The organism is Kosakonia oryzendophytica, assembly GCF_900094925.1.
Classification (GTDB): Bacteria; Pseudomonadota; Gammaproteobacteria; order Enterobacterales; family Enterobacteriaceae; genus Kosakonia; species Kosakonia oryzendophytica.
Window position 1 is genome coordinate 522,758 of sequence record NZ_FMAY01000001.1, and the last position, 23,343, is coordinate 546,100.

At 54.5% G+C, this 23,343-nt stretch carries 23 protein-coding genes; 9 read left to right on the plus strand and 14 right to left on the minus strand.

The window, feature by feature from the left end:
- The first annotated feature begins 12 nt into the window (after positions 1–12).
- A complete protein-coding gene (locus tag GA0061071_RS02480) occupies positions 13–1,002 on the plus strand; it encodes a bile acid:sodium symporter family protein (RefSeq protein WP_088238172.1) in 990 nt (329 codons plus the stop codon).
- Here the strand turns inward: GA0061071_RS02480 and GA0061071_RS23220 are convergent.
- From GA0061071_RS23220 to zipA, 3 genes are all read right to left on the minus strand, one after another.
- Positions 999–1,214, minus strand: coding sequence for a DUF3820 family protein (locus GA0061071_RS23220; RefSeq protein WP_061493798.1), 216 nt, complete (start codon positions 1,212–1,214; stop codon positions 999–1,001). The two genes, GA0061071_RS02480 and GA0061071_RS23220, sit on opposite strands and share 4 nt — an antisense overlap.
- Positions 1,215–3,233, minus strand: coding sequence for an NAD-dependent DNA ligase LigA (gene ligA, locus GA0061071_RS02485; protein WP_088238173.1), 2,019 nt, complete (start codon positions 3,231–3,233; stop codon positions 1,215–1,217).
- 70 nt (positions 3,234–3,303) lie between these two features.
- On the minus strand, positions 3,304–4,317 hold the full coding sequence (gene zipA, locus GA0061071_RS02490) for a cell division protein ZipA (protein ID WP_061493796.1): 1,014 nt from the start codon (positions 4,315–4,317) through the stop codon (positions 3,304–3,306).
- A gap of 228 nt (positions 4,318–4,545) precedes the next feature.
- On the opposite strand from zipA, the gene cysZ reads away from it, so the two are divergent.
- The 5 genes from cysZ to crr all read left to right on the plus strand — a co-directional run bounded on the left by cysZ (position 4,546) and on the right by crr (position 9,387).
- The gene (cysZ, locus tag GA0061071_RS02495) at positions 4,546–5,307 is read left to right on the plus strand and encodes a sulfate transporter CysZ (protein ID WP_088238174.1); all 762 of its coding nucleotides are present in this window, start codon (positions 4,546–4,548) and stop codon (positions 5,305–5,307) included.
- Between the two features lie 144 nt (positions 5,308–5,451).
- A complete protein-coding gene (gene cysK, locus GA0061071_RS02500) occupies positions 5,452–6,423 on the plus strand; it encodes a cysteine synthase A (protein WP_061493794.1) in 972 nt (323 codons plus the stop codon).
- A gap of 382 nt (positions 6,424–6,805) precedes the next feature.
- Positions 6,806–7,063, plus strand: a complete 258-nt coding sequence (gene ptsH / locus GA0061071_RS02505) for a phosphocarrier protein Hpr (protein WP_007370907.1) — start codon at positions 6,806–6,808, stop codon at positions 7,061–7,063.
- Between the two features lie 46 nt (positions 7,064–7,109).
- A complete protein-coding gene (gene ptsI, locus GA0061071_RS02510; RefSeq protein WP_088238175.1) occupies positions 7,110–8,837 on the plus strand; it encodes a phosphoenolpyruvate-protein phosphotransferase PtsI in 1,728 nt (575 codons plus the stop codon).
- A gap of 40 nt (positions 8,838–8,877) precedes the next feature.
- On the plus strand, positions 8,878–9,387 hold the full coding sequence (gene crr / locus GA0061071_RS02515; RefSeq protein ID WP_000522253.1) for a PTS glucose transporter subunit IIA: 510 nt from the start codon (positions 8,878–8,880) through the stop codon (positions 9,385–9,387).
- A gap of 44 nt (positions 9,388–9,431) precedes the next feature.
- On the opposite strand, the gene pdxK is transcribed toward crr, so the two are convergent.
- The 10 genes from pdxK to GA0061071_RS02565 all read right to left on the minus strand — a co-directional run bounded on the left by pdxK (position 9,432) and on the right by GA0061071_RS02565 (position 17,778).
- Entirely contained in the window at positions 9,432–10,271 is an 840-nt protein-coding gene (gene pdxK, locus GA0061071_RS02520; protein WP_061493792.1) for a pyridoxine/pyridoxal/pyridoxamine kinase, read from the minus strand.
- 17 nt (positions 10,272–10,288) lie between these two features.
- Positions 10,289–11,200, minus strand: a complete 912-nt coding sequence (cysM, locus tag GA0061071_RS02525) for a cysteine synthase CysM (protein ID WP_088238176.1) — start codon at positions 11,198–11,200, stop codon at positions 10,289–10,291.
- Positions 11,201–11,319: 119 nt separating this feature from the next.
- The gene (cysA, locus tag GA0061071_RS02530) at positions 11,320–12,414 is read right to left on the minus strand and encodes a sulfate/thiosulfate ABC transporter ATP-binding protein CysA (protein ID WP_088238177.1); all 1,095 of its coding nucleotides are present in this window, start codon (positions 12,412–12,414) and stop codon (positions 11,320–11,322) included.
- Positions 12,404–13,279 carry a sulfate/thiosulfate ABC transporter permease CysW gene (gene cysW, locus GA0061071_RS02535; protein WP_061493789.1) on the minus strand — a complete coding sequence of 292 codons (876 nt, stop codon included), beginning with the start codon at positions 13,277–13,279 and terminating at the stop codon, positions 12,404–12,406. The genes cysA and cysW overlap by 11 nt, the downstream gene beginning before the upstream one ends.
- Entirely contained in the window at positions 13,279–14,112 is an 834-nt protein-coding gene (gene cysT / locus GA0061071_RS02540) for a sulfate/thiosulfate ABC transporter permease CysT (RefSeq protein ID WP_061493788.1), read from the minus strand. The genes cysW and cysT overlap by 1 nt, the downstream gene beginning before the upstream one ends.
- Positions 14,112–15,128, minus strand: coding sequence for a sulfate ABC transporter substrate-binding protein (locus tag GA0061071_RS02545; protein ID WP_061493787.1), 1,017 nt, complete (start codon positions 15,126–15,128; stop codon positions 14,112–14,114). Before GA0061071_RS02545 ends, cysT begins: the two co-directional genes overlap by 1 nt.
- Before the next feature lie 159 nt (positions 15,129–15,287).
- Entirely contained in the window at positions 15,288–16,187 is a 900-nt protein-coding gene (locus GA0061071_RS02550) for a Dyp-type peroxidase (protein WP_061493786.1), read from the minus strand.
- 92 nt (positions 16,188–16,279) lie between these two features.
- Positions 16,280–16,855, minus strand: coding sequence for an RpoE-regulated lipoprotein (locus GA0061071_RS02555; protein WP_088238178.1), 576 nt, complete (start codon positions 16,853–16,855; stop codon positions 16,280–16,282).
- A 61-nt stretch (positions 16,856–16,916) separates the two neighbouring features.
- Complete coding sequence (locus GA0061071_RS02560) at positions 16,917–17,366, minus strand: DUF2919 domain-containing protein (RefSeq protein ID WP_088238179.1); 450 nt, start codon at positions 17,364–17,366, stop codon at positions 16,917–16,919.
- Entirely contained in the window at positions 17,353–17,778 is a 426-nt protein-coding gene (locus tag GA0061071_RS02565; protein ID WP_061493783.1) for a GNAT family acetyltransferase, read from the minus strand. Before GA0061071_RS02565 ends, GA0061071_RS02560 begins: the two co-directional genes overlap by 14 nt.
- 213 nt (positions 17,779–17,991) lie before the next feature.
- On the opposite strand from GA0061071_RS02565, the gene amiA reads away from it, so the two are divergent.
- Entirely contained in the window at positions 17,992–18,864 is an 873-nt protein-coding gene (gene amiA, locus GA0061071_RS02570; RefSeq protein ID WP_061493782.1) for an N-acetylmuramoyl-L-alanine amidase AmiA, read from the plus strand.
- The gene (gene hemF / locus GA0061071_RS02575; protein WP_088238180.1) at positions 18,864–19,766 is read left to right on the plus strand and encodes an oxygen-dependent coproporphyrinogen oxidase; all 903 of its coding nucleotides are present in this window, start codon (positions 18,864–18,866) and stop codon (positions 19,764–19,766) included. The genes amiA and hemF overlap by 1 nt, the downstream gene beginning before the upstream one ends.
- Before the next feature lie 61 nt (positions 19,767–19,827).
- Here the strand turns inward: hemF and maeB are convergent, their stop codons facing one another.
- Positions 19,828–22,107, minus strand: a complete 2,280-nt coding sequence (maeB, locus tag GA0061071_RS02580) for an NADP-dependent oxaloacetate-decarboxylating malate dehydrogenase (protein ID WP_088238181.1) — start codon at positions 22,105–22,107, stop codon at positions 19,828–19,830.
- Between the two features lie 280 nt (positions 22,108–22,387).
- On the opposite strand from maeB, the gene tal reads away from it, so the two are divergent.
- A complete protein-coding gene (gene tal / locus GA0061071_RS02585) occupies positions 22,388–23,338 on the plus strand; it encodes a transaldolase (protein WP_061493779.1) in 951 nt (316 codons plus the stop codon).
- Positions 23,339–23,343: the final 5 nt, after the last annotated feature.

The window sequence follows — 23,343 nt, forward strand, 5'->3', positions numbered from 1 at the left end:
TCAGGAGTGCCTATGAAACTGTTTCGTGTTCTTGATCCTTTCACCCTCACGCTGGTCTGTACGGTTCTGCTGGCCTCGTTTTTCCCCGCACGCGGTAGCTTTGTGCCCTTTTTTGAATGGCTGACGACCGCCGCCATTGCGCTGCTGTTTTTTATGCATGGCGCCAAACTCTCCCGCGAGGCGATTATCGCAGGCGGCAGCCACTGGCGCTTGCACCTGTGGGTCATGTGCAGCACCTTTGTCCTCTTCCCGGCGCTCGGCGTACTGTTTGTCTGGTGGTCACCGGTGAATGTCAACCAGGAGCTATATACCGGGTTCCTCTATCTGTGCATTCTGCCCGCCACCGTACAGTCGGCGATCGCGTTTACGTCACTGGCGGGCGGCAACGTTGCCGCTGCGGTCTGTTCTGCATCGGCATCCAGCCTGCTTGGCATTTTCCTCTCACCGTTGCTGGTCGGCCTGCTAATGAACCTGCACGGCGCGGAAGGCAGTCTCGAACAGGTTGGCAAAATCATGCTGCAACTGTTGCTGCCTTTTGTGTTGGGGCACCTCTCTCGCCCGTGGACTGGTGCATGGGTGGCGAAACATAAAAAGTGGATTTCCAAAACTGACCAGACGTCGATTCTGTTAGTGGTTTATTCAGCATTCAGTGAAGCGGTGGTAAACGGCATCTGGCATAAAGTCGGCGTCGGTTCACTGCTGTTTATCGTCGTGGCGAGTCTGCTATTGCTGGCTATCGTGATCGTGGTGAATATAGTGGTCGCGCGCAAAGGCGGCTTTAACAAAGCGGATGAGATTACCATTGTCTTCTGCGGCTCGAAGAAGAGCCTTGCCAATGGTATTCCGATGGCCAACATCCTGTTCCCGACATCGGCGATCGGTATGATGGTACTGCCGTTGATGATTTTCCATCAGATCCAGTTGATGGTCTGCGCCGTGCTGGCGCGCCGCTACAAACGCCAGGCAGAAAAAAGCCAGGCGCAGGAAGCGGCAAAAGCCTAGCGGCGTTTCAGGGGCTGAACCAGATGGCTCAGCCCTTCCGTTTTGATCAGCAACGTAATTTGCAGCAATTCTCCCAAACGCCCGGCGGGAAACGCCTCTTTGCGGGCGAACCACAACAGGTACTCTTCCGGCAGATCAATTAACCGTCGCCCCTGATATTTCCCGAAAGGCATCACGGTATTGGCGATCTCAACGAGCTGCTCTTTTTCCATTTACTCTCCCAGTAAGCGGATCATCTCCGCCTCGTCAATCACCGGGATACCCAGCTCTTGCGCCTTCGCCAATTTTGAACCCGCTGCTTCGCCCGCAATCACCAGATCGGTTTTCTTCGACACGCTCCCCGCCACTTTCGCGCCCAGCGCCGTTAATCGTGCTTTGGCGTCATCGCGGGAGAGCTGACTCAAACTACCGGTCAGCACCACCGTTTTCCCGGCGAACGGGCTGTCGATCTCTTCGGCATTGACCACCACGGGTGCAGGCCAGTGGATCCCCACCTCGCCGACAAGCTGGTGGATAACCTCACGGTTACTCTCTTCGTTGAAGAAGTTATCAACGTGCTTCGCCACGACCACACCCACATCCGGGACTTTTTGCAGTTCATCGACGGAGGCGGCCATCAGCGCCTCCAGTGTGCCGAAATAGGCCGCCAGACCGGCCGCCGTGGCTTCACCGACTTCACGAATCCCCAGCGCATAGAGGAAACGGGCAAACGTCGTCTCTTTGGCTTTTTCCAGCGCGTTGACCACATTTTGTGCCGATTTTGGCCCCATGCGATCCAGACCGGTCAGTTTCCCGGCTGTCAGCCGGAATAAGTCAGCGGGCGTGTGTACATACTCTTTTTCCACCAACTGGTCGATAATCTTATCGCCCATGCCGTCTACATCCATCGCACGGCGGGAGACAAAATGCTTCAGGGCTTCTTTACGCTGTGCGCCGCAAATCAGCCCGCCCGTACACCGGGCAACCGCCTCGCCTTCCACACGCTCGACATCAGAGCCACACACCGGGCAGTGCGCCGGGAATACCACTTCACGCGTCTCTGCCGGTCGTTCGGAGAGCACCACATTCACCACCTGCGGGATAACATCCCCGGCGCGGCGGATCACCACTTTATCGCCAATGCGTAACCCCAGACGATCAATCTCATCGGCATTGTGCAGTGTGGCGTTACTCACCAGCACGCCGGCAACATGCACTGGCTCAAGGCGCGCGACCGGCGTGATCGCCCCCGTACGCCCAACCTGAAACTCCACGTCGCGCACAAAGGTCATTTGCTCCTGCGCCGGGAATTTGAATGCCACCGCCCAGCGCGGTGCACGGGCAACAAAGCCAAGTTGCTCCTGCAAATCGAGGGAATCAACCTTGATCACTACGCCATCAATATCAAAACCCAGCGTCGGGCGATCCTCTTCAACCTGATGGTAGAAAGCCAGCACCGCTTCCGGGCTGTCGCACAGACGTATGCGCTCACTCACCGGCAGCCCCCAAGCTTTAAACTGTTGCAAACGCGCCAGATGACTGCGCGGCAGTTCTCCACCTTCAAGAATGCCGACGCCATAACAGAAGAAGGTGAGCGGACGTTTTGCGGTGATACGCGGATCGAGCTGGCGTAAGGACCCCGCCGCTGCGTTACGCGGGTTAGCAAATACTTTTGCCCCGGTGCGACGCGCATCGTCATTGATTTTTTCAAAGCCGGTCTGCGGCAGGAACACCTCACCGCGCACTTCAAGGCGCGCAGGAATATTGTCGCCATGTAGCTTTAATGGGATCGCGCGGATGGTGCGGACGTTCGTTGTGATATCTTCCCCGGTCGTGCCATCGCCACGCGTTGCAGCACGTACCAGTACACCATTTTCGTATAAAATGCTGACCGCCAGGCCATCGAGTTTCAGTTCGCAGCAGTAAATCAGCGCATCAGTGCTTTTCAACCGGTCCTGCACGCGCTTGTTAAACGCCAGAAAGCTCTCTTCATCAAAAACGTTGTCGAGCGACAACATCGGGACTTCGTGACGTACCTGGCTGAACGCTGTCAACGGCGCGGCACCAACCCGCTGTGTGGGCGAGTCCGGTGTAATCAGATCAGGATGTTGCGCTTCCAGCTCACGCAGCTCACGCATCAGGCGATCGTATTCTGCATCCGGGATCTCCGGTGCATCCATAACATGGTACAGATATTCATGATGGCGAAGGGAGGTTCGCAGTTCAGTCAGTTGTTGTTCAATTGATTCCATATCGCACCATCAATGATAAAAAACCCCCGACTGGCGGGGGTTCTGGAAGGAAAGTATCTGAGTGGACCCGTTACGCGTTGGCGTCTTTGACCTCGCGAATACGGTCCTGATATTCACGCAGTTTTTGCGGCGTCATCATCCGGCGCTGATCGTCCAGTACCACACCGCCGACTTCATCGGCGATATGCTGTGCAGATTGCAGCATCAGTTTAAAGTTTTGCAGTTCGTCGCCGTAAGAAGGCACCTGCATAAAGATAGTGACACCCGGCGTGGTCATTTCACCCATCATTTCGACGTCAAACGTCCCCGGATTGACCATGTTCGCCAGGCTGAAAAGCGCCGGGCCGCTGCCGTCCGGGCTAAGATGACGATGGAAAATGCTCATATCGCCAAATTTAAAGCCTGCCTGCAGGATGCTGTTTAACAGCACATCACCGTTCAGAGTGCTGCCGTGATGTGCGGCAACGTTCATAATGATGACCGTTTCTTTACGCTGCGGTTTTTCCACCGGCGCTTCCACAACCGGCTCGGGCTCAGGCTGCGGCGCAGGGGTGTGAACCTGCTGCTGCGGCTGATGTTGAGGCTGATGTTGCGGTGCAGCAGGTTGTTGATATTGCGCAGCGGCAGGCTGCGGAGCGTGCTGATGCTGAACCGGTTGGGGTTCAAACACAGGAGCCTGAACAGGACGGCGTTCCGGTTGCGGCGGCTGAACAGAGGGCTGCGGTGCGTGATGCGCGGGTTCTTCCGGCGGTTGCTGCACAGGCGCAGACGGGCGCGGTTGGGCCGACGCGTAAGGCGGCTGATATTGATGCTGCGGATGCTGACGCGGTGCATCCTGCTCGCTTGCAGCTTTTGGCGCTGTGTTCACTTTATGAACCCGAACTTCACCCACGCCTTCGTCGTCGTCTTCGACATCCTCGTCATACAACTCGTCGTCGTCACGTCGCGACTTCATGCGTTTTATTGGGCGATCGCGGAACATTGAAGAACGTTCTTTGCGGCTGGTCCAGAACCCGTGAACCAGTAAAGCAATTATGGCGATCGCGCCAACAATGATTAATATCAGACGCAAATCCTGCATCATTATATTCTCTGTTGTTCTAACACCTTGCCACCACGGCAAACCTTTACTCACTAAGAGTATTTGCCCCGTAACTCAAGTGCAAGTGTGTGGGGGGCTTTCGCCGCAGAAAGATACGCTAAATTGTGCTTTTTGCTGTTTTTTCGAACATTTCTGAACGGGTTTCCCCCGTCAGGTGAATATTATAAGCTTCAATTTTTCCTGCTGTCATAAAAGGAGTACAGACAGATTATGATTTCCTCGTCCCCAGGTGCGGTACGCAGTGGTGTCTTTTACTTTTCCCAGGGCTGGAAACTGGTCACGCTGCCGGGCATTCGTCGTTTCGTGATTTTGCCTTTGCTGGTGAACATTATCTTGCTGGGCGGCGCATTCTGGTGGCTGTTTACCCGCCTTGATAGCTGGATCCCGTCGTTGATGGGCCATGTGCCGGACTGGTTACAGTGGCTGAGCTATCTGTTATGGCCAATTGTGGTGATCTCGGTTCTGCTGGTGTTTGGGTATTTCTTTTCGACTATCGCCAACTGGATTGCGGCGCCATTTAATGGCCTGCTGGCTGAGCAACTGGAAGCGCGACTGACCGGCGCCACACCACCCGATGCCGGTATCATGGGCGTGATGAAAGATATCCCGCGTATTATGAAACGTGAATGGCAGAAACTGGCCTGGTATCTCCCTCGCGCCGCGCTTTTGCTGATCCTCTATTTTATTCCTGGAATTGGGCAAACCGTCGCACCTGTACTGTGGTTTCTGTTCAGCGCGTGGATGCTGGCGATTCAGTATTGTGATTACCCCTTCGACAACCATAAAGTCCCGTTCAAAGAGATGCGTCTCGCGCTGCGTTCGCGTAAGTCCATGAATATGCAGTTCGGCGCGCTGACGAGCTTGTTTACGCTGATTCCGGTGCTGAATCTGGTGGTAATGCCGGTGGCAGTGTGCGGCGCTACGGCGATGTGGGTCGATTGTTACCGCGACAAACATGCAGCCTGGCGTTAAGGAAGGAATTATTCCGTTTCTTATTCCATACTGCTTAGCATTATTTCGGTGCAGCATATAGATATGCGAATTCCTTACTTCCGCATCAACAGTAAGTGCGTATGCTGATGTGGTTCCCAAATTTCATACAGTTAAGGACGGGCTATGAGTAAGATTTTTGAAGACAACTCGTTGACTATTGGTCATACGCCGCTGGTTCGACTGAACCGCATCGGTAACGGACGTATCCTGGCGAAGGTCGAGTCCCGCAACCCAAGCTTCAGCGTGAAATGCCGTATCGGTGCCAATATGATTTGGGATGCCGAAAAACGCGGTGTACTGAAGCCGGGTGTCGAGTTGGTCGAACCAACCAGCGGTAACACCGGTATTGCTCTGGCTTATGTGGCGGCAGCGCGTGGTTACAAACTGACGCTGACAATGCCGGAAACCATGAGCATTGAACGCCGTAAGTTACTGAAAGCCTTGGGTGCCAACCTGGTGTTGACCGAAGGTGCGAAAGGCATGAAAGGCGCGATTCAGAAAGCAGAAGAGATTGTCGCCAGCGATCCGGCTAAGTATCTGCTGCTACAGCAATTCAGCAACCCGGCGAACCCGGAAATCCACGAAAAAACCACCGGCCCGGAGATCTGGGAAGATACCGATGGCCAGGTGGATGTGTTTATCTCAGGCGTGGGTACCGGCGGTACGCTGACCGGCGTGACGCGCTATATCAAAAACACCAAAGGCAAAACCGATCTGATCACTGTGGCAGTAGAGCCGACCGATTCGCCGGTCATTTCCCAGGCGCTGGCGGGCGAAGAACTGAAACCCGGTCCGCATAAAATACAGGGCATTGGCGCAGGGTTTATTCCGGGTAACCTGGATTTGAAACTGATCGACAAAGTTGTCAAAATCACGAATGAAGAAGCCATCAGTACCGCACGCCGCCTGATGGAAGAAGAAGGTATCCTGGCGGGTATTTCTTCCGGTGCGGCAGTGGCTGCCGCACTGAAGTTGCAGGAAGATGAAACCTTTACCAACAAGAATATTGTGGTTATCCTTCCCTCTTCCGGCGAGCGTTATTTGAGCACCGCTTTGTTTGCGGATCTGTTCACTGAGAAAGAGCTGCAACAGTGATGCCAGATTGTTAAATTAGCGCAAAAAAGCACCCATCGAGGTGCTTTTTTGTGGCGTACGTCAAATTTTTACCCCTCCTGGCATTGCCTGGATCCTCCGGGTCTGGTATTTAACCATCACATTTATTTTGAAGCGCGAAATTAATCGAAGTCAGATTTCATCTTGCTGAATCGATTTTATGATTTGGTTCAATTCTGGCTTTCGCGGCATAATGTTTAATGACGGACGAAACGTCAGCGATCGGATGCGTCTGTAGCGGATTTTCTCGGCACGACCTCTGTCTCTTGTTCCGTTACGCCGGCGCTAACTATACAGGCTAAAGTCAAACCGCCAGGCTAGACTTTAGTTCCACAACACTAAACCTATAAGTTGGGGAAATACAATGTTCCAGCAAGAAGTTACCATTACCGCTCCGAACGGTCTGCACACCCGCCCTGCTGCTCAGTTTGTTAAAGAAGCGAAAGGCTTCTCTTCTGAGATCACTGTGACTTCCAACGGCAAAAGCGCCAGCGCGAAAAGCCTGTTCAAACTGCAAACTCTGGGCCTGACTCAGGGTACTGTTGTGACTCTGACCGCGGAAGGCGAAGACGAGCAAAAAGCAGTTGAACATCTGGTTAAACTGATGGCTGAACTCGAGTAAGTTTTTCGGGTTCTTTTCAAGATCAGTCACAAGTAAAGGTAGGGTTATGATTTCAGGCATTTTAGCATCCCCGGGTATCGCTTTCGGCAAAGCACTGCTGCTGAAAGAAGACGAGATCGTCATCGACCGGAAGAAAATTTCTGCCGACAAGGTTGACCAGGAAGTTGAGCGTTTCCTGAGCGGTCGTGCCAAAGCATCGGCACAGCTGGAAGCGATCAAAACGAAAGCGGGTGAAACTTTCGGTGAAGAAAAAGAAGCCATCTTCGAAGGGCACATTATGCTGCTGGAAGATGAGGAGCTGGAGCAGGAAATCATAGCCCTGATTAAAGATAAGAGCATGACTGCCGATGCTGCGGCACATGAAGTTATCGAAGGCCAGGCTACGGCCCTGGAAGAGCTGGACGACGAATACCTGAAAGAGCGTGCGGCTGACGTGCGTGACATCGGTAAACGCCTGCTGCGCAACATTCTGGGTATGCCGATTATCGACCTGAGCGCAATCCAGGAAGAAGTTATCCTGGTTGCGGCAGATCTGACCCCGTCAGAAACCGCACAGTTGAACCTGAAAAAAGTGCTCGGTTTTATCACTGATATCGGTGGCCGCACATCTCACACGTCCATCATGGCCCGTTCTCTGGAACTGCCAGCGATTGTGGGTACCGGCAGCGTCACGACGCAAGTGAAAAACGGCGACTACCTGATCCTCGACGCAGTGAACAACAAAGTTTACGTTAACCCAAGCGACGACGAGATCGAAACCCTGCGTGTTGCGCAGGCTCAGGTTGCGGAAGAGAAAGCAGAACTGGCGAAACTGAAAGACCTGCCGGCGATCACCCTTGATGGTCACCAGGTAGAAGTCTGCGCTAACATCGGCACCGTTCGCGACATCGCAGGTGCAGAGCGCAATGGCGCTGAAGGTGTGGGCCTGTATCGTACCGAATTCCTGTTTATGGATCGCGACGCGCTGCCGACCGAAGAAGAGCAGTTCGAGGCGTACAAAGCGGTTGCTGAAGCCTGTGGCTCTCAGGCTGTTATCGTTCGCACCATGGACATTGGCGGTGACAAAGAACTGCCGTACATGAATTTCCCGAAAGAAGAGAACCCGTTCCTTGGCTGGCGCGCTGTGCGTATTGCTATGGATCGCAAAGAGATCCTTCGCGATCAGGTTCGCGCTATCCTGCGCGCCTCTGCTTTCGGCAAACTGCGCATTATGTTCCCGATGATCATCTCTGTTGAAGAAGTGCGTGCGCTGAAAAAAGAGATTGAAATCTACAAACAGGAACTGCGTAGTGAAGGTAAAGCCTTCGACGAGAGCATTGAAATCGGCGTTATGGTGGAAACCCCTGCCGCAGCGACTATCGCTCGTCACCTGGCCAAAGAAGTTGATTTCTTTAGTATCGGTACCAATGATTTAACGCAGTACACCCTGGCAGTTGACCGTGGTAATGATATGATTTCACATCTTTACCAGCCGATGTCACCGTCCGTACTCACTTTGATCAAGCAAGTTATTGATGCTTCTCATGCTGAAGGCAAATGGACTGGCATGTGTGGTGAGCTTGCTGGCGACGAACGTGCTACACTTCTGTTGCTGGGGATGGGTCTGGATGAATTCAGTATGAGTGCCATTTCTATCCCGCGCATTAAGAAGATCATTCGTAACACGAACTTCGAAGATGCGAAGGTGTTAGCAGAGCAGGCTCTTGCTCAACCGACAACGGACGAGTTAATGACGCTGGTTAACAAGTTCATTGAAGAAAAAACAATCTGCTAATCCACGAGATGCGGCCCAAATTACTGCTTAGGAGAAGATCATGGGTTTGTTCGATAAACTGAAATCTCTGGTTTCTGATGATAAAAAAGACACCGGAACCATTGAGATTGTTGCCCCGCTTTCTGGCGAAATCGTCAACATTGAAGATGTACCTGATGTCGTTTTCGCTGAGAAAATCGTTGGTGATGGCATTGCTATTAAACCGACCGGCAACAAAATGGTAGCTCCGGTTGACGGTACTATCGGCAAAATCTTTGAAACCAACCATGCCTTCTCTATCGAATCCGATAGCGGCATTGAGCTGTTCGTTCACTTCGGTATCGACACCGTTGAACTGAAAGGCGAAGGTTTCAAACGCATCGCGGAAGAAGGCCAGCGCGTGAAAGTTGGCGACCCGGTAATCGAATTTGATCTGCCGCTGCTGGAAGAGAAAGCCAAGTCAACCCTGACGCCGGTGGTTATTTCCAACATGGACGAAATCAAAGAGCTGATCAAACTGTCTGGTAGCGTGACCGTGGGTGAAACCCCGGTTATCCGTATCAAAAAGTAAGCTCATCGCATGTAAAAATGGCGCCGTAAGGCGCCATTTTTGTTTTAACACGGCGGTAAAATCAGCTCGTCATACCCTTTGTCCAGCGTATACCCCATTACGTCCACCACCCTGTCACCCGCGGCGCGTACCGCCATATCCAGTGTTTTCCCCTGAATAATGCCGCTCACCAGTTCTGAACAGAACAGATCGCCGGTCCCTTTCAAATCCGTTGCTACACGTGGATAGCCACTCACTGTAACCCCATCGGGCGTGACCAGCACCACGTGGATTTGCCCGTCATCCACCTCCACGGGTGCACTGGTGATGGCAACCCAGTGTAACGAATCAGAGAGCAGCTCCTGCGCCGCGCCAATGACACTTTGCAGATCCCGGCACGGTTTACCACTTAATACTTCCAGCTCAAATACATTCGGCGTGATCCCCTGCGCCAGCGGTAACAGATGCTCACAATACGCCTGGGGTATTTCTGGTTTTACATAGATACCGCTGTCTGTATCACCAATCACCGGATCAACGAGAATCAGCAGTTGCGGATGTTTTTTCCGTAGCGCCTTCAGCCACTGTGCCAGCAGCGTTATCTGGCTGGCACTGCCCATATACCCGGTGGTCACCGCTTTCACTTCACGCAGGACATCACGCTCTTCCAGCGCCTGCAAGTAGCCGTTAAACCACTCATCAGGGATTACTCCACCGTAAAAAGTGTCATAGTGCGGCGTATTACTGAACAGCACCGTAGGCACCGCCAGCACATTCAACTGGTGCTGGCGAATATTGGGTACGGCAATACTGTTGCCCACGCTGCCATACACCACCTGTGACTGAACTGCGACAATATCAGCCTGCTGCGCCCGGGTTTTATCCCTGAACAGGATCATCTCCATTCTGTCTCCTTAAGGGGTTAAATCCCCGCACCCTGCGAATAACTCTCTTCACCAAACACCCCGGTGGACAGGTAGCGATCGCCGCGATCGCAAATAATGGCCACCACGATCGCGCCAGGGTTTGCTTTTGCTACGCGTAATGCCCCGGCTACCGCGCCGCCGGAACTGACACCGCAGAAGATCCCCTCCTGCACGGCCAGCGCCCGCATGGTATTTTCCGCCTCACGCTGGTGGATATCCAGCACCTCGTCAACCAGATCGGCGTTGAAAATGCCCGGCATATACTCAGCAGGCCAGCGGCGGATACCGGGAATACTACTGCCCTCTTCCGGTTGCAGACCAACAATGGTGACTTTTTTCGGTTGTTCACGTAAAAAGCGCGAGACACCGGTGATGGTGCCAGTAGTGCCCATACTGGAGACAAAATGGGTAAGATGCCCGGCCGTTTGCTGCCAGATTTCCGGGCCTGTAGTGGTGTAATGCGCGTACGGATTATCAGGATTATTGAACTGATCGAGCAACGTGCCCTCACCGCGTGCCGCCATTTCAAGGGCCAGATCGCGCGCACCTTCCATCCCCTGTTCTTTGCTGACCAGAATAAGTTCAGCACCGTAAGCGCGCATCGCGGCGCGGCGTTCCTGACTCATGTTGTCCGGCATCAGCAATTTCATGCGGTACCCCTTTAACGCCGCAATCATCGCCAACGCAATCCCGGTATTTCCGCTGGTCGCTTCAATCAGCACATCACCGGGTTGGATTTCACCGCGTTTTTCCGCCTGCACAATCATTGACAGCGCCGCGCGATCTTTGACTGAGCCTGCCGGGTTGTTACCTTCAAGTTTGACCCAGATTTCACTGCCGTTGTCCGGCGTCAGACTTTGCAATTTGACCAGCGGCGTATTGCCGATGGTGTGTTCTAATGTGTTCACGATTTTCGCTCAATAAAAAAGCCGGGTGGCGCTACGCTGACCCGGCCTACAAAGCTGTGCAGAGATTGTAGGCCCGGTAAGCAAAGCGCCACCGGGCGATAGACATGCTCACTAACCTATCAGGCGGACTCCGCCAGAGCAAGCGCCTGCGGGGCTTCAATCCGTTCATTACCGTTATACAGGCGGGCGTTTTGTAACCCCACGAACAGGCGTTCACCGCGGTGCGGCGCTGGCTCATCACGCATCACAACCGTTAGCGGTTCCGGGCTCCAGCCTAATGGCTGCACAACTAATTGCGTATAGTGTCCTTTCGGGCTGGCTTCCAGCACCTGTACCGGCAACGGAGAATCAAGGCTGGTGCGACGGCTGACGTCCACTTCCCACGGGCGCAGGAACAGATCGACCTCCCCCTGATACACAGGCGTATAACCCAACGGCCAGCGATGCGCACCCACATGGAACTGCCCACCGCGGACCATTCCTCGCAGGCGGTTCACTTCCCCCATAAACTCCAGCACAAAGCGGGTCGCCGGTTCACGCCACACCTGATCCGGTGCATCCGCCTGCTCAATATTTCCCTGGCTCATCACCACCACACGATCGGCCACTTCCGTTGCCTCTTCCTGATCATGGGTAACAAACACGCTGGTGAATTTCAGCTCTTCATGTAACTGACGCAGCCAGCGGCGCAACTCTTTACGCACCTGGGCGTCGAGCGCGCCGAAAGGTTCATCCAGCAGCAGGATTTGCGGCTCTACCGCCAGTGCGCGAGCCAGCGCGACGCGCTGTTTCTGACCGCCGGAGAGTTGCGCCGGGTAACGATCCGTCAGATGTGCCAGTTGCACCATTTCCAGCAATTGCGTCACTTTGACTTTGATCGCCGCTGCATTTGGACGCTCGCGCTTAGGCAACACCGTCAGGCCAAACGCGATATTGTCGAAGACCGTCATATGGCGGAACAGCGCATAGTGTTGAAACACAAACCCCACGCGACGCTCGCGGGCGTGCAGACGGCTGACGTCTGTCCCGTGGAAGCGAATGCGGCCGCTGGTCTGGTGCTCCAGCCCGGCGATAATGCGCAGCAAGGTGGTTTTACCGGAACCGGATGGCCCCAACAGTGCAACCATTTGCCCGGAAGGGATATCCAGAGAGATATCATTCAGCACCTGGGTGCGACCAAAAGATTTCTTAATATTGGCAATCTCAATGCTCATGATTTCCCTCCTGTTGCTGGCGTTTTTCCTGGTTGTTCAAACGCCACTGCAACGCACTCTTCAAAAACAACGTCAAAATAGCCATCAGTGTCAGCAGGGCAGCAGCGGTAAAAGACCCCACTGTGTTGTAATCCTGCTCCAGCAATTCAATTTGCAGCGGCAGTGACAGCGTTTCCCCACGAATGGAGCCGGACACCACCGACACCGCGCCAAACTCGCCAATCGCACGAGCATTGGTCAGCACGACACCGTACAGCAGCGCCCAGCGAATATTCGGCAACGTCACGCGCTTAAACATCTGCCAGCCGGAGGCGCCAAGCAGAATGGCCGCCTCATCTTCCTGGCTGCCCTGACTGAGCATCACCGGCACCAGTTCACGCACCACAAACGGACAGGTGACAAACACGCTGACCAGCACCATGCCCGGCCAGGCAAACATAATTTGCAGATTATGCGCATCCAGCCAGCCACCAAGCGGGCCGTTGGAGCCATAAAACAGCAGATACATCAGCCCCGCTACTACCGGCGAAACCGCAAAGGGAATATCCAGCAACGTCAGTAACAACTGACGGCCAGGGAAGTTAAAACGGGTGACCAGCCAGGCCAGCAGTGTACCGAACACCAGATTCACCGGCACGGTGATTAAGGCAATCAGCACTGTCAGCCAGATCGCGTGCAGCATGTCAGCATTTGCCAGGTTTTCGAGCACCGGAACCAGACCCTGACTGAACGCCTTCACAAAGATGTAGAGCATCGGCACGACGAGAATGAACGCCGAGAGCAGAACGCCCGCGCCAATCAACAACCATTTCCCCCAGTTCACCTGAGGTTTGTCATAGCGTTTCAATTCGGTTATTTCCGCCATTAGTGACCTACCACACGCTGGCCAAAGCGACTTTGCAGGGTATTGATGGAAAACAGCAACAGCAGTGAAGCCGCGAGGATCACGGAAGCAATCGCGCTGGCAGCGGGGTAATCAAACTCCTGCAAACGGACAAAAATCATCAGCGAGGTCACTTCCGTCTTCCAGGCGATATTCCCGGCGATAAAAATCACCGCACCGAACTCGCCCAGACTGCGGGTAAAAGAGAGAGCCACTCCCGCCATCAGCGCCGGAGACAGCTCCGGCAGCACCACTTTGCGGAAGCTCTGCCAGGGCGTTGCGCCGAGGGTTTCCGCCGCTTCTTCATACTCCGGACCAAGCTCTTCCAGTACCGGCTGGATGGTACGCACCACAAACGGAATGCTGGTAAACGCCATTGCCACCGCGATACCCAGCCAGGTATAGGTCACTTTGATATCGAACGTCGCCAGCCATTCACCGTAAAAACCGTTTACCGAAAACAGCGACGCCAGCGTCAGGCCGGCGACCGCCGTCGGCAATGCAAAAGGCAGGTCGATGAGCGCATCCAGCAGCGTGCGCCCGGGGAAACGGTAACGGGTAAGGATCCATGCCATCAGTAGCCCAAACACGCCGTTAAACGCCGAGGCGACAAACGCTGCCAGCAACGTCACTTTGTACGCGGCTACGACTTGCGGGTTGGTGACCACTTCCCAATATTGTGACCAGCTCATTTGCGCCAGTTGCATAACCAGTGCGCTCAACGGCAGCAGTAATACCAGACAAACAAAAAACAGGCTGCTGCCAAGGCTCAAACCAAAGCCCGGCAACACACGCTTAGCCGATCCTGCAAACATCACTTACGCCCCGCCGCCAATAACGTATCCAGCTCGCCACCGCTGGCAAAATGGGTTTTCATGACTTCCGGCCAGCTACCGAACTTGTCTTCGACGCGGAACAACGTAGTCTGCGGGAATTTGTCACTCAGTTTTGCCATCACTTCCGGGTTGTTCACGCGGTAGTAGTAATCGGTGATGATAGTTTGTGCCTGCGGGCTATAGAGCCAGTTCAGATAGGCTTTCGCCGCTTTTTCAGTGCCATTGGCTTGTACGTTTTTATCTACCCAGGCCACCGGAAATTCGGCGAGGATATTCACTTTCGGCACCACCACTTCAAAACCTTGCGCCGCGTACTGCTTGCTGATGTTATTGACTTCCGACTCAAACGAGATCAGTACATCGCCAAGACCGCGTTCAACAAAAGTGGTTGTCGCGCCGCGACCGCCCGTATCAAACACTTCGACGTTTTTCAAAAAACGGGTCATAAACTGCTGCGTTTTGGCTTTATCGCCGCCGTCAGCCTGATCCGCTGCACCCCAGGCCGCCAGATAGGTATAACGCGCATTACCGGAAGTTTTCGGATTCGGGAAAATCAGTTTCACATCATCACGCACCAGATCGTTCCAGTCGTGAATATTCTTCGGGTTGCCTTTACGCACCAGGAAGGCCATGGTGGAGTAGAACGGTGAGCTATTATTCGGCAAACGGCTCTGCCAGTTCGCCGGGATCAGATTGCCTTTGTCATGGAGGATTTGCACATCGGTGACCTGGTTGTAGGTCACAACATCGGCTTTCAGGCCTTGCAGAATAGCCAGCGCCTGCTTGGACGACCCCGCATGCGACTGCTTGATCGTCAGCTTGTCGCCGGCATTATCTTTCGCCCACTGTTGTTCAAATGGCGTATTAAGGGCCGCAAAAAGCTCACGCGATACGTCGTATGAGCTGTTAAGCAATTCCGTCGCCTGCGCCTGCGCAGCAAACAGCGTCAACGCTGTCAGCGTCAGATATCCTTTTTTGAGTAAGTTAACGACCATTGCGCACCCTTATAAGCTGATGACTCTCTGACCTTCAGTTTATTTATAACGAGTGTGAAAACAGTAACGGTTTTATATACCAATTGGTGATTTGGAATCAGAAAAGAATATAAGCAGAAGGGAGTACGCCGGGCGAAATGTCCCCGCCCGGCCTTGCGCTTACAGCGCCAGTAATCTATCCAGAGACGGCGCGAAGTAATACCCCCCGGTTACCGGGCGGGTAAAGCGCAGCATCGCGTCGCGCTTGCCATCAGCATCGCCGAACATGCTCAGCAGTTGCTGTTCGATGTTATAAAGACGGGCGCAGTAGCTGCAGAAATAAAGACCGTGCGTGCCGCTGGCCGTACCGTACGGCAGGCTCTGGCGAACAATTTTCAACCCCTTGCCATTTTCTTTCAGATCGACACGGGTCAAATGAGACGTCACCGGACGCGCATCGCCGTCGATCTCCTCATTGGCCTCTTTGGTACGGCCGATCATCATTTCCTGATCGCCCACGCTCATGCGGTTGAGCTGCTTGAGGTTATGCTCCCAGCGCTGCACCATCACATAGCTGCCACCAGCGTCTACGCCATCCTGAATAATCGCCACTTCACGGCGTTTCTCAACCCCTGACGGGTTTTCCGTACCGTCGACAAAACCGCTCAAGTCGCGATCTTCCACCCAGCGGAAACCGTGCGTCTCTTCTTTCACTTCCAGCGCATCGCCAAACGCGTCCAGCGCAGCCTGTGCCACCGAGAAGTTCACGTCATGACGCAGGGAAAGAATATGAATCAGCACATCGTGCTGCGTTGCTGGCGCCAGACCTTTACCATATGAGGGGTAGTCTTTCAGCTCTGCCGCCCCTTCCCCACCACTCAGTGCACGCCACACCGTGTTGCCGAAGGCAACTACCGCACCAAGGTTAGCGTCCGGGAATGTCATCTGAAATGTCGCCAGCTTATCGGCGAACGCTTTACTGCCCGCGCGCAGGGCATCTGTGTCCCCTTTCACGCTGGCTTCAATCCATATTGCCGCACGGCAATGCTCTGGCAAAATGCCACTCTGAACCTGAGACATCACTCCTCCTGAAAAAATAATGCCACGCATCCGTGGCATTGATAGCGGCATTGTACCTGTTTTTTAGCGCTGACCGACGCGATTCGATCAAATTAACGACGCCAGATAAGCTTACTGACTTTCCAGTTTTTCAGGACATCATCCGCGGGCATCAACCCTTCCGGGCCGCTCCACTCACCGGTGAACACATAGCTAATATGCTGGCTACCCGGTGCCTTGCACTCCACACCATCACTGTCGTCGCCTGTTGCTTTCACGCAGTTGCCGAAAGCTTTGTCATAAAGCTCAGTGAAAGGCGTACCGACTTTCACGCCTTTGTCGCTGGCAATATCGTGGTCCAGCACGTCAATGCGGCTGACTGCGCCATTTTCACCGTTGACCACCAGCGCCAGTTGGTTATCTCTCAGCGCTTCGAAATAACGCACGACCACCCCTTTCTCCGTTTTCATGCCGCTGCGCAGATGGTAATCACCCTTTAATGCGTCGCTGATAGCCTGTTCAGTCAGCGGTGTAGCCGCCGTGATGTTACCCACGCCGTTATCGCTCACCTCAACGGAAGAACCAAACCAGTTCCACGGATACGCTGCTGACCAGTTTACGGAGGAGAGGGTCGAACAGCCCGCCAACGCCAGCGGCAGGACGCAAACAACCATACGCAGGGATTTCATACACATTCCTTTCTTGTTCATTTAACGCCTGTTGGAGTCCGGGAACGGCAAAAAGTGCCATTCAATGTGGATCGGCATAAAAACAGGCACGCAGGCGACGGTTTGTCACCAACCATAACAGGGAGACAGCGTCGGCAATCATCAGCGCTATTGCCGGGCCGGATAATGCCTCGCCGGTTAACCAACGCCAGGGTTGCCATAACAACAACGCCAGTTGCGCCAGCAATAATAAGGGATAGATTGTGCGCCAGAGACGGGGAACCTGTTCGCGGCGACCGCTCAGTACAAACGCCAACGCCGCAGGCACGCCGGGGATCAATCCCAGCCAGAAATCATCGTGATCGGGGTAGAAGAGTGTTAGCAGCGCATCTCCCTGACCGCGTGACGCGCCAGCTATGACAAACAGCACCCAAGTGCGGGCCTGTAAAAACAGCACGCACCAGAACAGGAAAGGCAGCTTAAGACGACCATGACTGTCGTAATCGGCGGGATGGATTTCAGTACTCTTCATCTTCAATCAAACGCTTACCCAGGCTCACAGAGTCCATGTGTTCATAGCCCAACCGCTCATACATGCCGATCACCATCTCGTTCTCTTCACGCACCATCAGGTTAATTTTCGGGCAACCACGGGCAATCAATTTTTTCTCCAGCCGGTTGAGCAGCGCGTTCGCAATCCCACGCCCGCGAAACTCAGGATGCACGCCCAGGTAATACGCAGAACCGCGATGACCGTCATAGCCGCCCATTACCGTCCCGACGACTTCGCCGCCCACTTCTGCTACCAGAAACAGGCTGACGTCGTGATTCACTTTGCGCTCAATATCCATTTCCGGATCGTTCCAGGGCCGCAGCAGACCACAGCGCTCCCACAAGGTGATCACTTCTTCGAAATCTTCCTGGCGAAAAACGCGTATCTCCATGGTATGCCCCATCTTTTCAACTGTGAAAATAGCGATTATGGCCCTAAGCGCCGCCGTAGCCAATATCCAGCGAGATCGCTATTGAAAAATGGCATAATGTCACTCTGTCACGTATTGAAATGAAAAGTAAAACAATAGTTCTTACGGACTGTCGTAACGGCAAACACGATACGATATAACACCAGGGACCACGGATAATACAACTCAGGCTGTATGAGCACTTTTAAACCTTTAAAAACACTCACCTCGCGCCGCCAGCTGCTGAAAGCAGGTCTGGCAGCTCTGACATTGTCGGGTATGTCCCGCGCCATCGCAAAGGATGAGACGCCGCTAAAAACCACCACCGGCCACAGCAAGCCAAAAGCAAAGAAAGCGGGAGCCAGGCGCATCGTTATGCTCGACCCGGGTCACGGTGGGATTGATACCGGTGCCATTGGTCATAATGGCTCCAAAGAGAAACATGTCGTGCTGGCGATCGCCAAAAATGTCCGTGCCCAGCTTCGCGCCCAGGGCATTGACGCAAGGCTGACGCGCACCGGCGATACGTTTATCCCGTTATACGACCGCGTTGAGATCGCCCATCAGCATGGCGCAGACCTGTTTATGTCAATCCACGCCGACGGCTTTACCAACCCCAGCGCGGCGGGCGCATCCGTTTTTGCCCTCTCTAATCGAGGTGCCAGTAGCGCGATGGCGAAATACCTGTCGGACAAAGAGAACGCCGCCGATGAAGTCGCCGGGAAAAAAGCGACGGATAAAGATCATCTGCTGCAACAGGTGCTGTTCGATTTGGTGCAGACCGACACCATTAAAAACAGCCTGACGCTGGGTTCGCATATCCTTAAACAGATTAAACCCGTGCACCGCTTGCACAGCCGCAATACAGAGCAGGCGGCATTTGTGGTGCTAAAATCACCGTCGATCCCTTCCGTACTGGTGGAAACGTCGTTTATCACCAACCCGGCGGAAGAGAAACTGCTGGGTACTGCCGCGTTTCGTCAGAAGATCGCCAACGCGATTGCCGACGGCGTACTCAGTTACTTTAACTGGTTTGATAATCATAAAACTCATACGAAGAAACGCTGATGACCACACCCGACGTACATCCGGTTAAAACCGCCCTGCTGAACTTGCAGGATGAGATCTGCCGCCAGCTCTCGGCGATTGATGGCGCAGCGTTTGTCGAAGACGTCTGGCAGCGCGCGGAAGGCGGCGGTGGGCGCAGCCGCGTATTGCGCGACGGCGGCGTATTTGAACAAGCCGGGGTTAACTTCTCTCATGTGCACGGCGATGCCATGCCCGCTTCTGCCACCGCACACCGCCCTGAACTGGCCGGGCGCAGTTTTGAAGCGATGGGCGTCTCACTGGTGGTGCACCCGCGTAACCCGTACGTTCCCACCAGCCATGCCAATGTGCGCTTTTTTATTGCCGAGAAACCCGGCGCGGATCCAGTATGGTGGTTTGGCGGTGGTTTCGATCTCACCCCTTATTACGGTTTTGAGGAAGATGCGCAGCACTGGCATCGCACCGCGCGCGACCTCTGCCTGCCGTTTGGTGAAGAAGTCTACCCGCGTTACAAAAAATGGTGTGATGACTATTTCCACCTCAAACATCGCAATGAGCAGCGCGGTATTGGCGGGCTGTTTTTTGACGATCTGAACACGCCGGATTTTGATCGCTGCTTCGCCTTTATGCAGGCCGTGGGCAAAGGCTACACCGACGCCTATTTGCCGATTGTTGAACGCCGCCAGGCCATCCCTTATGGCGAGCGCGAGCGGGATTTCCAGCTCTACCGACGCGGGCGGTATGTGGAGTTTAATCTGGTGTGGGATCGCGGAACGTTGTTCGGTTTGCAAACCGGCGGGCGTACCGAGTCGATCCTGATGTCAATGCCGCCGCTGGTGCGCTGGGAATACAACTATCACCCCGCAGAAGGCAGCCCGGAGGCCGCCCTCAGTGAGTTTATTAAAGTCAGAGAGTGGGTTTAATTTTACCGCCCGGATAAGACGGAATCGCCATCAGGCACGGATTACCTGATGGCGTAACGCATCACAGCGGCTGCGTTTGTGCTTCAACGACCGCCAGCGCGACCATATTGACGATACGGCGAACGGAAGCAATGGGCGTCAGCACATGCACCGGTTTCGCCACCCCCATCAGCACCGGCCCGACGGTGACCCCTTCCGAACTGGAGACGCGCAACAGGTTATAGCTGATACGCGCCGCCTCAACGTTCGGCATAATCAGGATATTCGCCGCCCCTTTCAACGGGCTATCCGGCATACGTTCATGGCGGATAGCCTCATCCAGCGCGGCATCACCGTGCATTTCTCCGTCAATCATCAGCTCCGGCGCACGTTCACGCACCAGCGCAAGCGTATCGCGCATTTTCACCGCCGCCGGGGCACTGGAGGAACCAAACTGTGAGTGAGAGAGCAGCGCCACACGCGGTTCAATCCCGAATCGACGTACCGTTTCCGCCGCCAACAAGGTGATCTCTGCCAGCTGTTCCGCGCTCGGATCTTCGTTGACGTAGGTATCCGTAATAAAGGTGTTGCCACTCGGCAGCAGCAACGCATTCATCGCACCGGCGGTGTGCACGTTATCGCGATAACCGAAGATCTCCTGCACCACGCTAAAGTGCTCGTGGTAATCACCAATGGTGCCGCAAATCAGCGCATCCGCCTCTCCGCGATGAACCATGATGGCGCCAATCACAGTGGTATTGCTGATCACCGCACGTTGCGCCTGCTCCTGGGTGATCCCCCGTCGTTTCATGATCGTGAAGTACTCCATCCAGTACTCTTTAAAACGCGGGTCGGATTCGTTGTTCACAATTTCAAAATCAACACCCGGGCGGATTTGCAAACCCAGCTTCTGGATACGCATCTCGATCACGCCCGGTCGCCCGACAAGGATCGGTTTTGCCAGCCCCAGCGTCACCAGTTCCTGAGTGGCATGCAGTACGCGCGGCTCTTCCCCTTCCGCCAGCACCACACGTTTAGGCGCATTGCGGGCCTGGGCGAAGATCGGTTTCATAAACAGATTGGTTTTGTAGACAAACTCGGTGAGTTTATCGACATAGGCATCGAAATCAGCAATCGGTCTTGTCGCCACGCCGGACACCATCGCAGCTTTCGCCACTGCCGGTGCGATTTTCACAATCAGGCGCGGATCGAACGGTTTCGGGATCAGGTAATCCGGGCCAAAGCTCAGATCCTGATCGCCATAGGCAGACGCCACCACTTCGCTTTGCTCCGCATGGGCCAGCTCCGCAATCGCGTTGACTGCCGCCAGTTTCATCTCCTCGTTAATCGCCGTAGCGCCCACATCCAGCGCGCCGCGGAAAATAAACGGGAAGCACAGCACGTTGTTCACCTGGTTGGGATAGTCCGAACGCCCGGTACAGATAATGGCGTCCGGGCGTACCGCTTTCGCCAGGTCCGGCAAAATTTCCGGTTCCGGATTAGCCAGCGCGAGGATCAACGGCTGGCGCGCCATCTCTTTCACCATTTCCGGTGTCAGCACTTTCGGCCCGGAACAGCCAAGGAAGATGTCCGCACCGGCCACCACATCCGCCAGCGTGCGTTTGCCGTCATCCTCCACCGCGTAGGCGGCTTTGGTTTCCGCCATATTCGGCTCACGCCCTTTGTAAATCACCCCTTTCGAGTCGCAGACCACAATGTTGTGTTTCTGCATGCCAAGCGCCACCAGCAGGTTCATGCAAGCAATAGCGGCTGCGCCTGCGCCGGAAACGACCATGCGGACATCAGAGAGGTTTTTCTCTACCACGCGCAGGCCATTCAGAATAGCGGCGGTGCTGATAATCGCTGTGCCGTGCTGATCGTCATGAAACACGGGGATATTCATGCGTTCGCGTAATTTGGCTTCAATATAGAAGCACTCCGGCGCTTTAATGTCTTCCAGGTTGATGCCGCCGAACGTCGGTTCCAGCGCGGCAACCACATCGATAAGTTTGTCCGGATCCTGCTCGTCGACTTCGATATCAAACACGTCGATACCGGCGAATTTCTTGAACAGCACCCCTTTTCCTTCCATTACCGGTTTACCGGCCAGCGCGCCAATGTTGCCAAGCCCCAGCACGGCGGTACCGTTGGACACGACCGCCACCAGATTACCGCGCGCGGTGTATTTGTAGGCTGCCAGCGGATCTTTTTCGATCTCAAGGCACGGCGCCGCAACACCCGGCGAATACGCCAGCGCCAGGTCGCGCTGGGTGGCCAGAGGCTTGGTCGGGGACACCTGAATTTTCCCCGGACGAGGAAATTCGTGGAAATCGAGGGCACTTTGTTTTAACTGGTCATCCATTTGAGGTTCCTTTCACGTTGCTTTCAGTGTGATAAAGCGTGATTACGATCCCGATGCGCCGCCTAGTATGGCCCCTGAAGCAGCGGCAAACTTTGAACATAGCCAAAATCTCGTCATTCCATAAACAAAGTTGCTATCAATTCATCACATTTTTGTTACCGGTCACTAACGGCAGGTCAGGTGCCCGTCTGCTATGCTTTTTTGTTATGCACCTCTCATCCTCACAAAAGTGCGAACGAAAGCACTCCAGTAACACTTTGCTTTTAAAGGAGTTATTTTCATGAATCATTTAGACGGCCTGAAACAATTCACCACCGTGGTGGCAGACAGTGGCGACATCGAATCTATTCGCCACTATCAGCCGGAAGACGCCACCACCAATCCCTCTCTGCTTTTGAAAGCAGCCGGGCTGGCACACTTCTCCCACCTGATTGACGACGCCATTGCCTACGGTAAAGCGCGCGGTAAAACCCAGGAGCAGCAAGTGGCAGAAGCCAGCGACAAACTGGCGGTTAACTTCGGTGCGGAAATTCTGAAAAGCATACCGGGACGCGTATCGACTGAAGTCGATGCCCGTCTCTCCTACGATAAAGAAAAAAGCATCGCCAAAGCGCGCCGCCTGGTGGAGCTCTACCACGATCAGGGGATCGATAAGTCACGCATCCTGATCAAACTGGCATCCACATGGGAAGGGATCCGCGCAGCAGAAGCGCTGGAAAAAGAGGGTATCAACTGCAACCTGACGCTGCTGTTTTCGTTTGCGCAGGCGCGCGCCTGCGCCGAGGCGGGCGTGTTTCTTATCTCGCCTTTCGTGGGGCGTATTTATGACTGGTATAACGACCGCAAACCGCTTGACCCGTATGTGGTGGACGAAGACCCCGGCGTGAAGTCGGTGCGCAACATCTACGACTACTTCAAACAACATCGCTATACCACCATCGTGATGGGCGCCAGTTTCCGCCGCACCGAGCAGATCCTTGCGCTGGCAGGCTGCGACCGTCTGACCATCTCCCCGGCGCTGCTGAAAGAGTTGCAGGCGCAGGAAGGCACGGTTGAACGCAAGCTGGTGCCGTCGCGGCAAACCTTCCATCGCCCGGAACCGCTTACGGAAGCGGAGTTCCGCTGGGAGCACAACCAGGATCCGATGGCGGTGGAAAAACTGGCGGATGGCATCCGCCAGTTCGCCGTAGACCAACGCAAACTGGAAGATCTGATCGCCGCAAAACTTTAACCCTT

Excerpts from the sequence above, each read along its gene's own strand:
- cysZ (WP_088238174.1), top strand. The coding sequence starts at position 4,546 with ATGATTTCCTCGTCCCCAGGTGCGGTACGCAGTGGTGTCTTTTACTTT.
- ptsI (WP_088238175.1), top strand. The coding sequence starts at position 7,110 with ATGATTTCAGGCATTTTAGCATCCCCGGGTATCGCTTTCGGCAAAGCA.
- zipA (WP_061493796.1), bottom strand. The coding sequence starts at position 4,317 with ATGATGCAGGATTTGCGTCTGATATTAATCATTGTTGGCGCGATCGCC.
- cysK (WP_061493794.1), top strand. The coding sequence starts at position 5,452 with ATGAGTAAGATTTTTGAAGACAACTCGTTGACTATTGGTCATACGCCG.
- GA0061071_RS02560 (WP_088238179.1), bottom strand. The coding sequence starts at position 17,366 with ATGAAGAGTACTGAAATCCATCCCGCCGATTACGACAGTCATGGTCGT.
- pdxK (WP_061493792.1), bottom strand. The coding sequence starts at position 10,271 with ATGGAGATGATCCTGTTCAGGGATAAAACCCGGGCGCAGCAGGCTGAT.
- GA0061071_RS02555 (WP_088238178.1), bottom strand. The coding sequence starts at position 16,855 with ATGAAATCCCTGCGTATGGTTGTTTGCGTCCTGCCGCTGGCGTTGGCG.
- amiA (WP_061493782.1), top strand. The coding sequence starts at position 17,992 with ATGAGCACTTTTAAACCTTTAAAAACACTCACCTCGCGCCGCCAGCTG.
- tal (WP_061493779.1), top strand. The coding sequence starts at position 22,388 with ATGAATCATTTAGACGGCCTGAAACAATTCACCACCGTGGTGGCAGAC.
- ptsH (WP_007370907.1), top strand. The coding sequence starts at position 6,806 with ATGTTCCAGCAAGAAGTTACCATTACCGCTCCGAACGGTCTGCACACC.
- GA0061071_RS23220 (WP_061493798.1), bottom strand. The coding sequence starts at position 1,214 with ATGGAAAAAGAGCAGCTCGTTGAGATCGCCAATACCGTGATGCCTTTC.
- hemF (WP_088238180.1), top strand. The coding sequence starts at position 18,864 with ATGACCACACCCGACGTACATCCGGTTAAAACCGCCCTGCTGAACTTG.
- GA0061071_RS02545 (WP_061493787.1), bottom strand. The coding sequence starts at position 15,128 with ATGGTCGTTAACTTACTCAAAAAAGGATATCTGACGCTGACAGCGTTG.
- maeB (WP_088238181.1), bottom strand. The coding sequence starts at position 22,107 with ATGGATGACCAGTTAAAACAAAGTGCCCTCGATTTCCACGAATTTCCT.
- GA0061071_RS02565 (WP_061493783.1), bottom strand. The coding sequence starts at position 17,778 with ATGGAGATACGCGTTTTTCGCCAGGAAGATTTCGAAGAAGTGATCACC.
- crr (WP_000522253.1), top strand. The coding sequence starts at position 8,878 with ATGGGTTTGTTCGATAAACTGAAATCTCTGGTTTCTGATGATAAAAAA.
- GA0061071_RS02550 (WP_061493786.1), bottom strand. The coding sequence starts at position 16,187 with ATGTCTCAGGTTCAGAGTGGCATTTTGCCAGAGCATTGCCGTGCGGCA.
- ligA (WP_088238173.1), bottom strand. The coding sequence starts at position 3,233 with ATGGAATCAATTGAACAACAACTGACTGAACTGCGAACCTCCCTTCGC.
- GA0061071_RS02480 (WP_088238172.1), top strand. The coding sequence starts at position 13 with ATGAAACTGTTTCGTGTTCTTGATCCTTTCACCCTCACGCTGGTCTGT.
- cysA (WP_088238177.1), bottom strand. The coding sequence starts at position 12,414 with ATGAGCATTGAGATTGCCAATATTAAGAAATCTTTTGGTCGCACCCAG.
- cysT (WP_061493788.1), bottom strand. The coding sequence starts at position 14,112 with ATGTTTGCAGGATCGGCTAAGCGTGTGTTGCCGGGCTTTGGTTTGAGC.
- cysW (WP_061493789.1), bottom strand. The coding sequence starts at position 13,279 with ATGGCGGAAATAACCGAATTGAAACGCTATGACAAACCTCAGGTGAAC.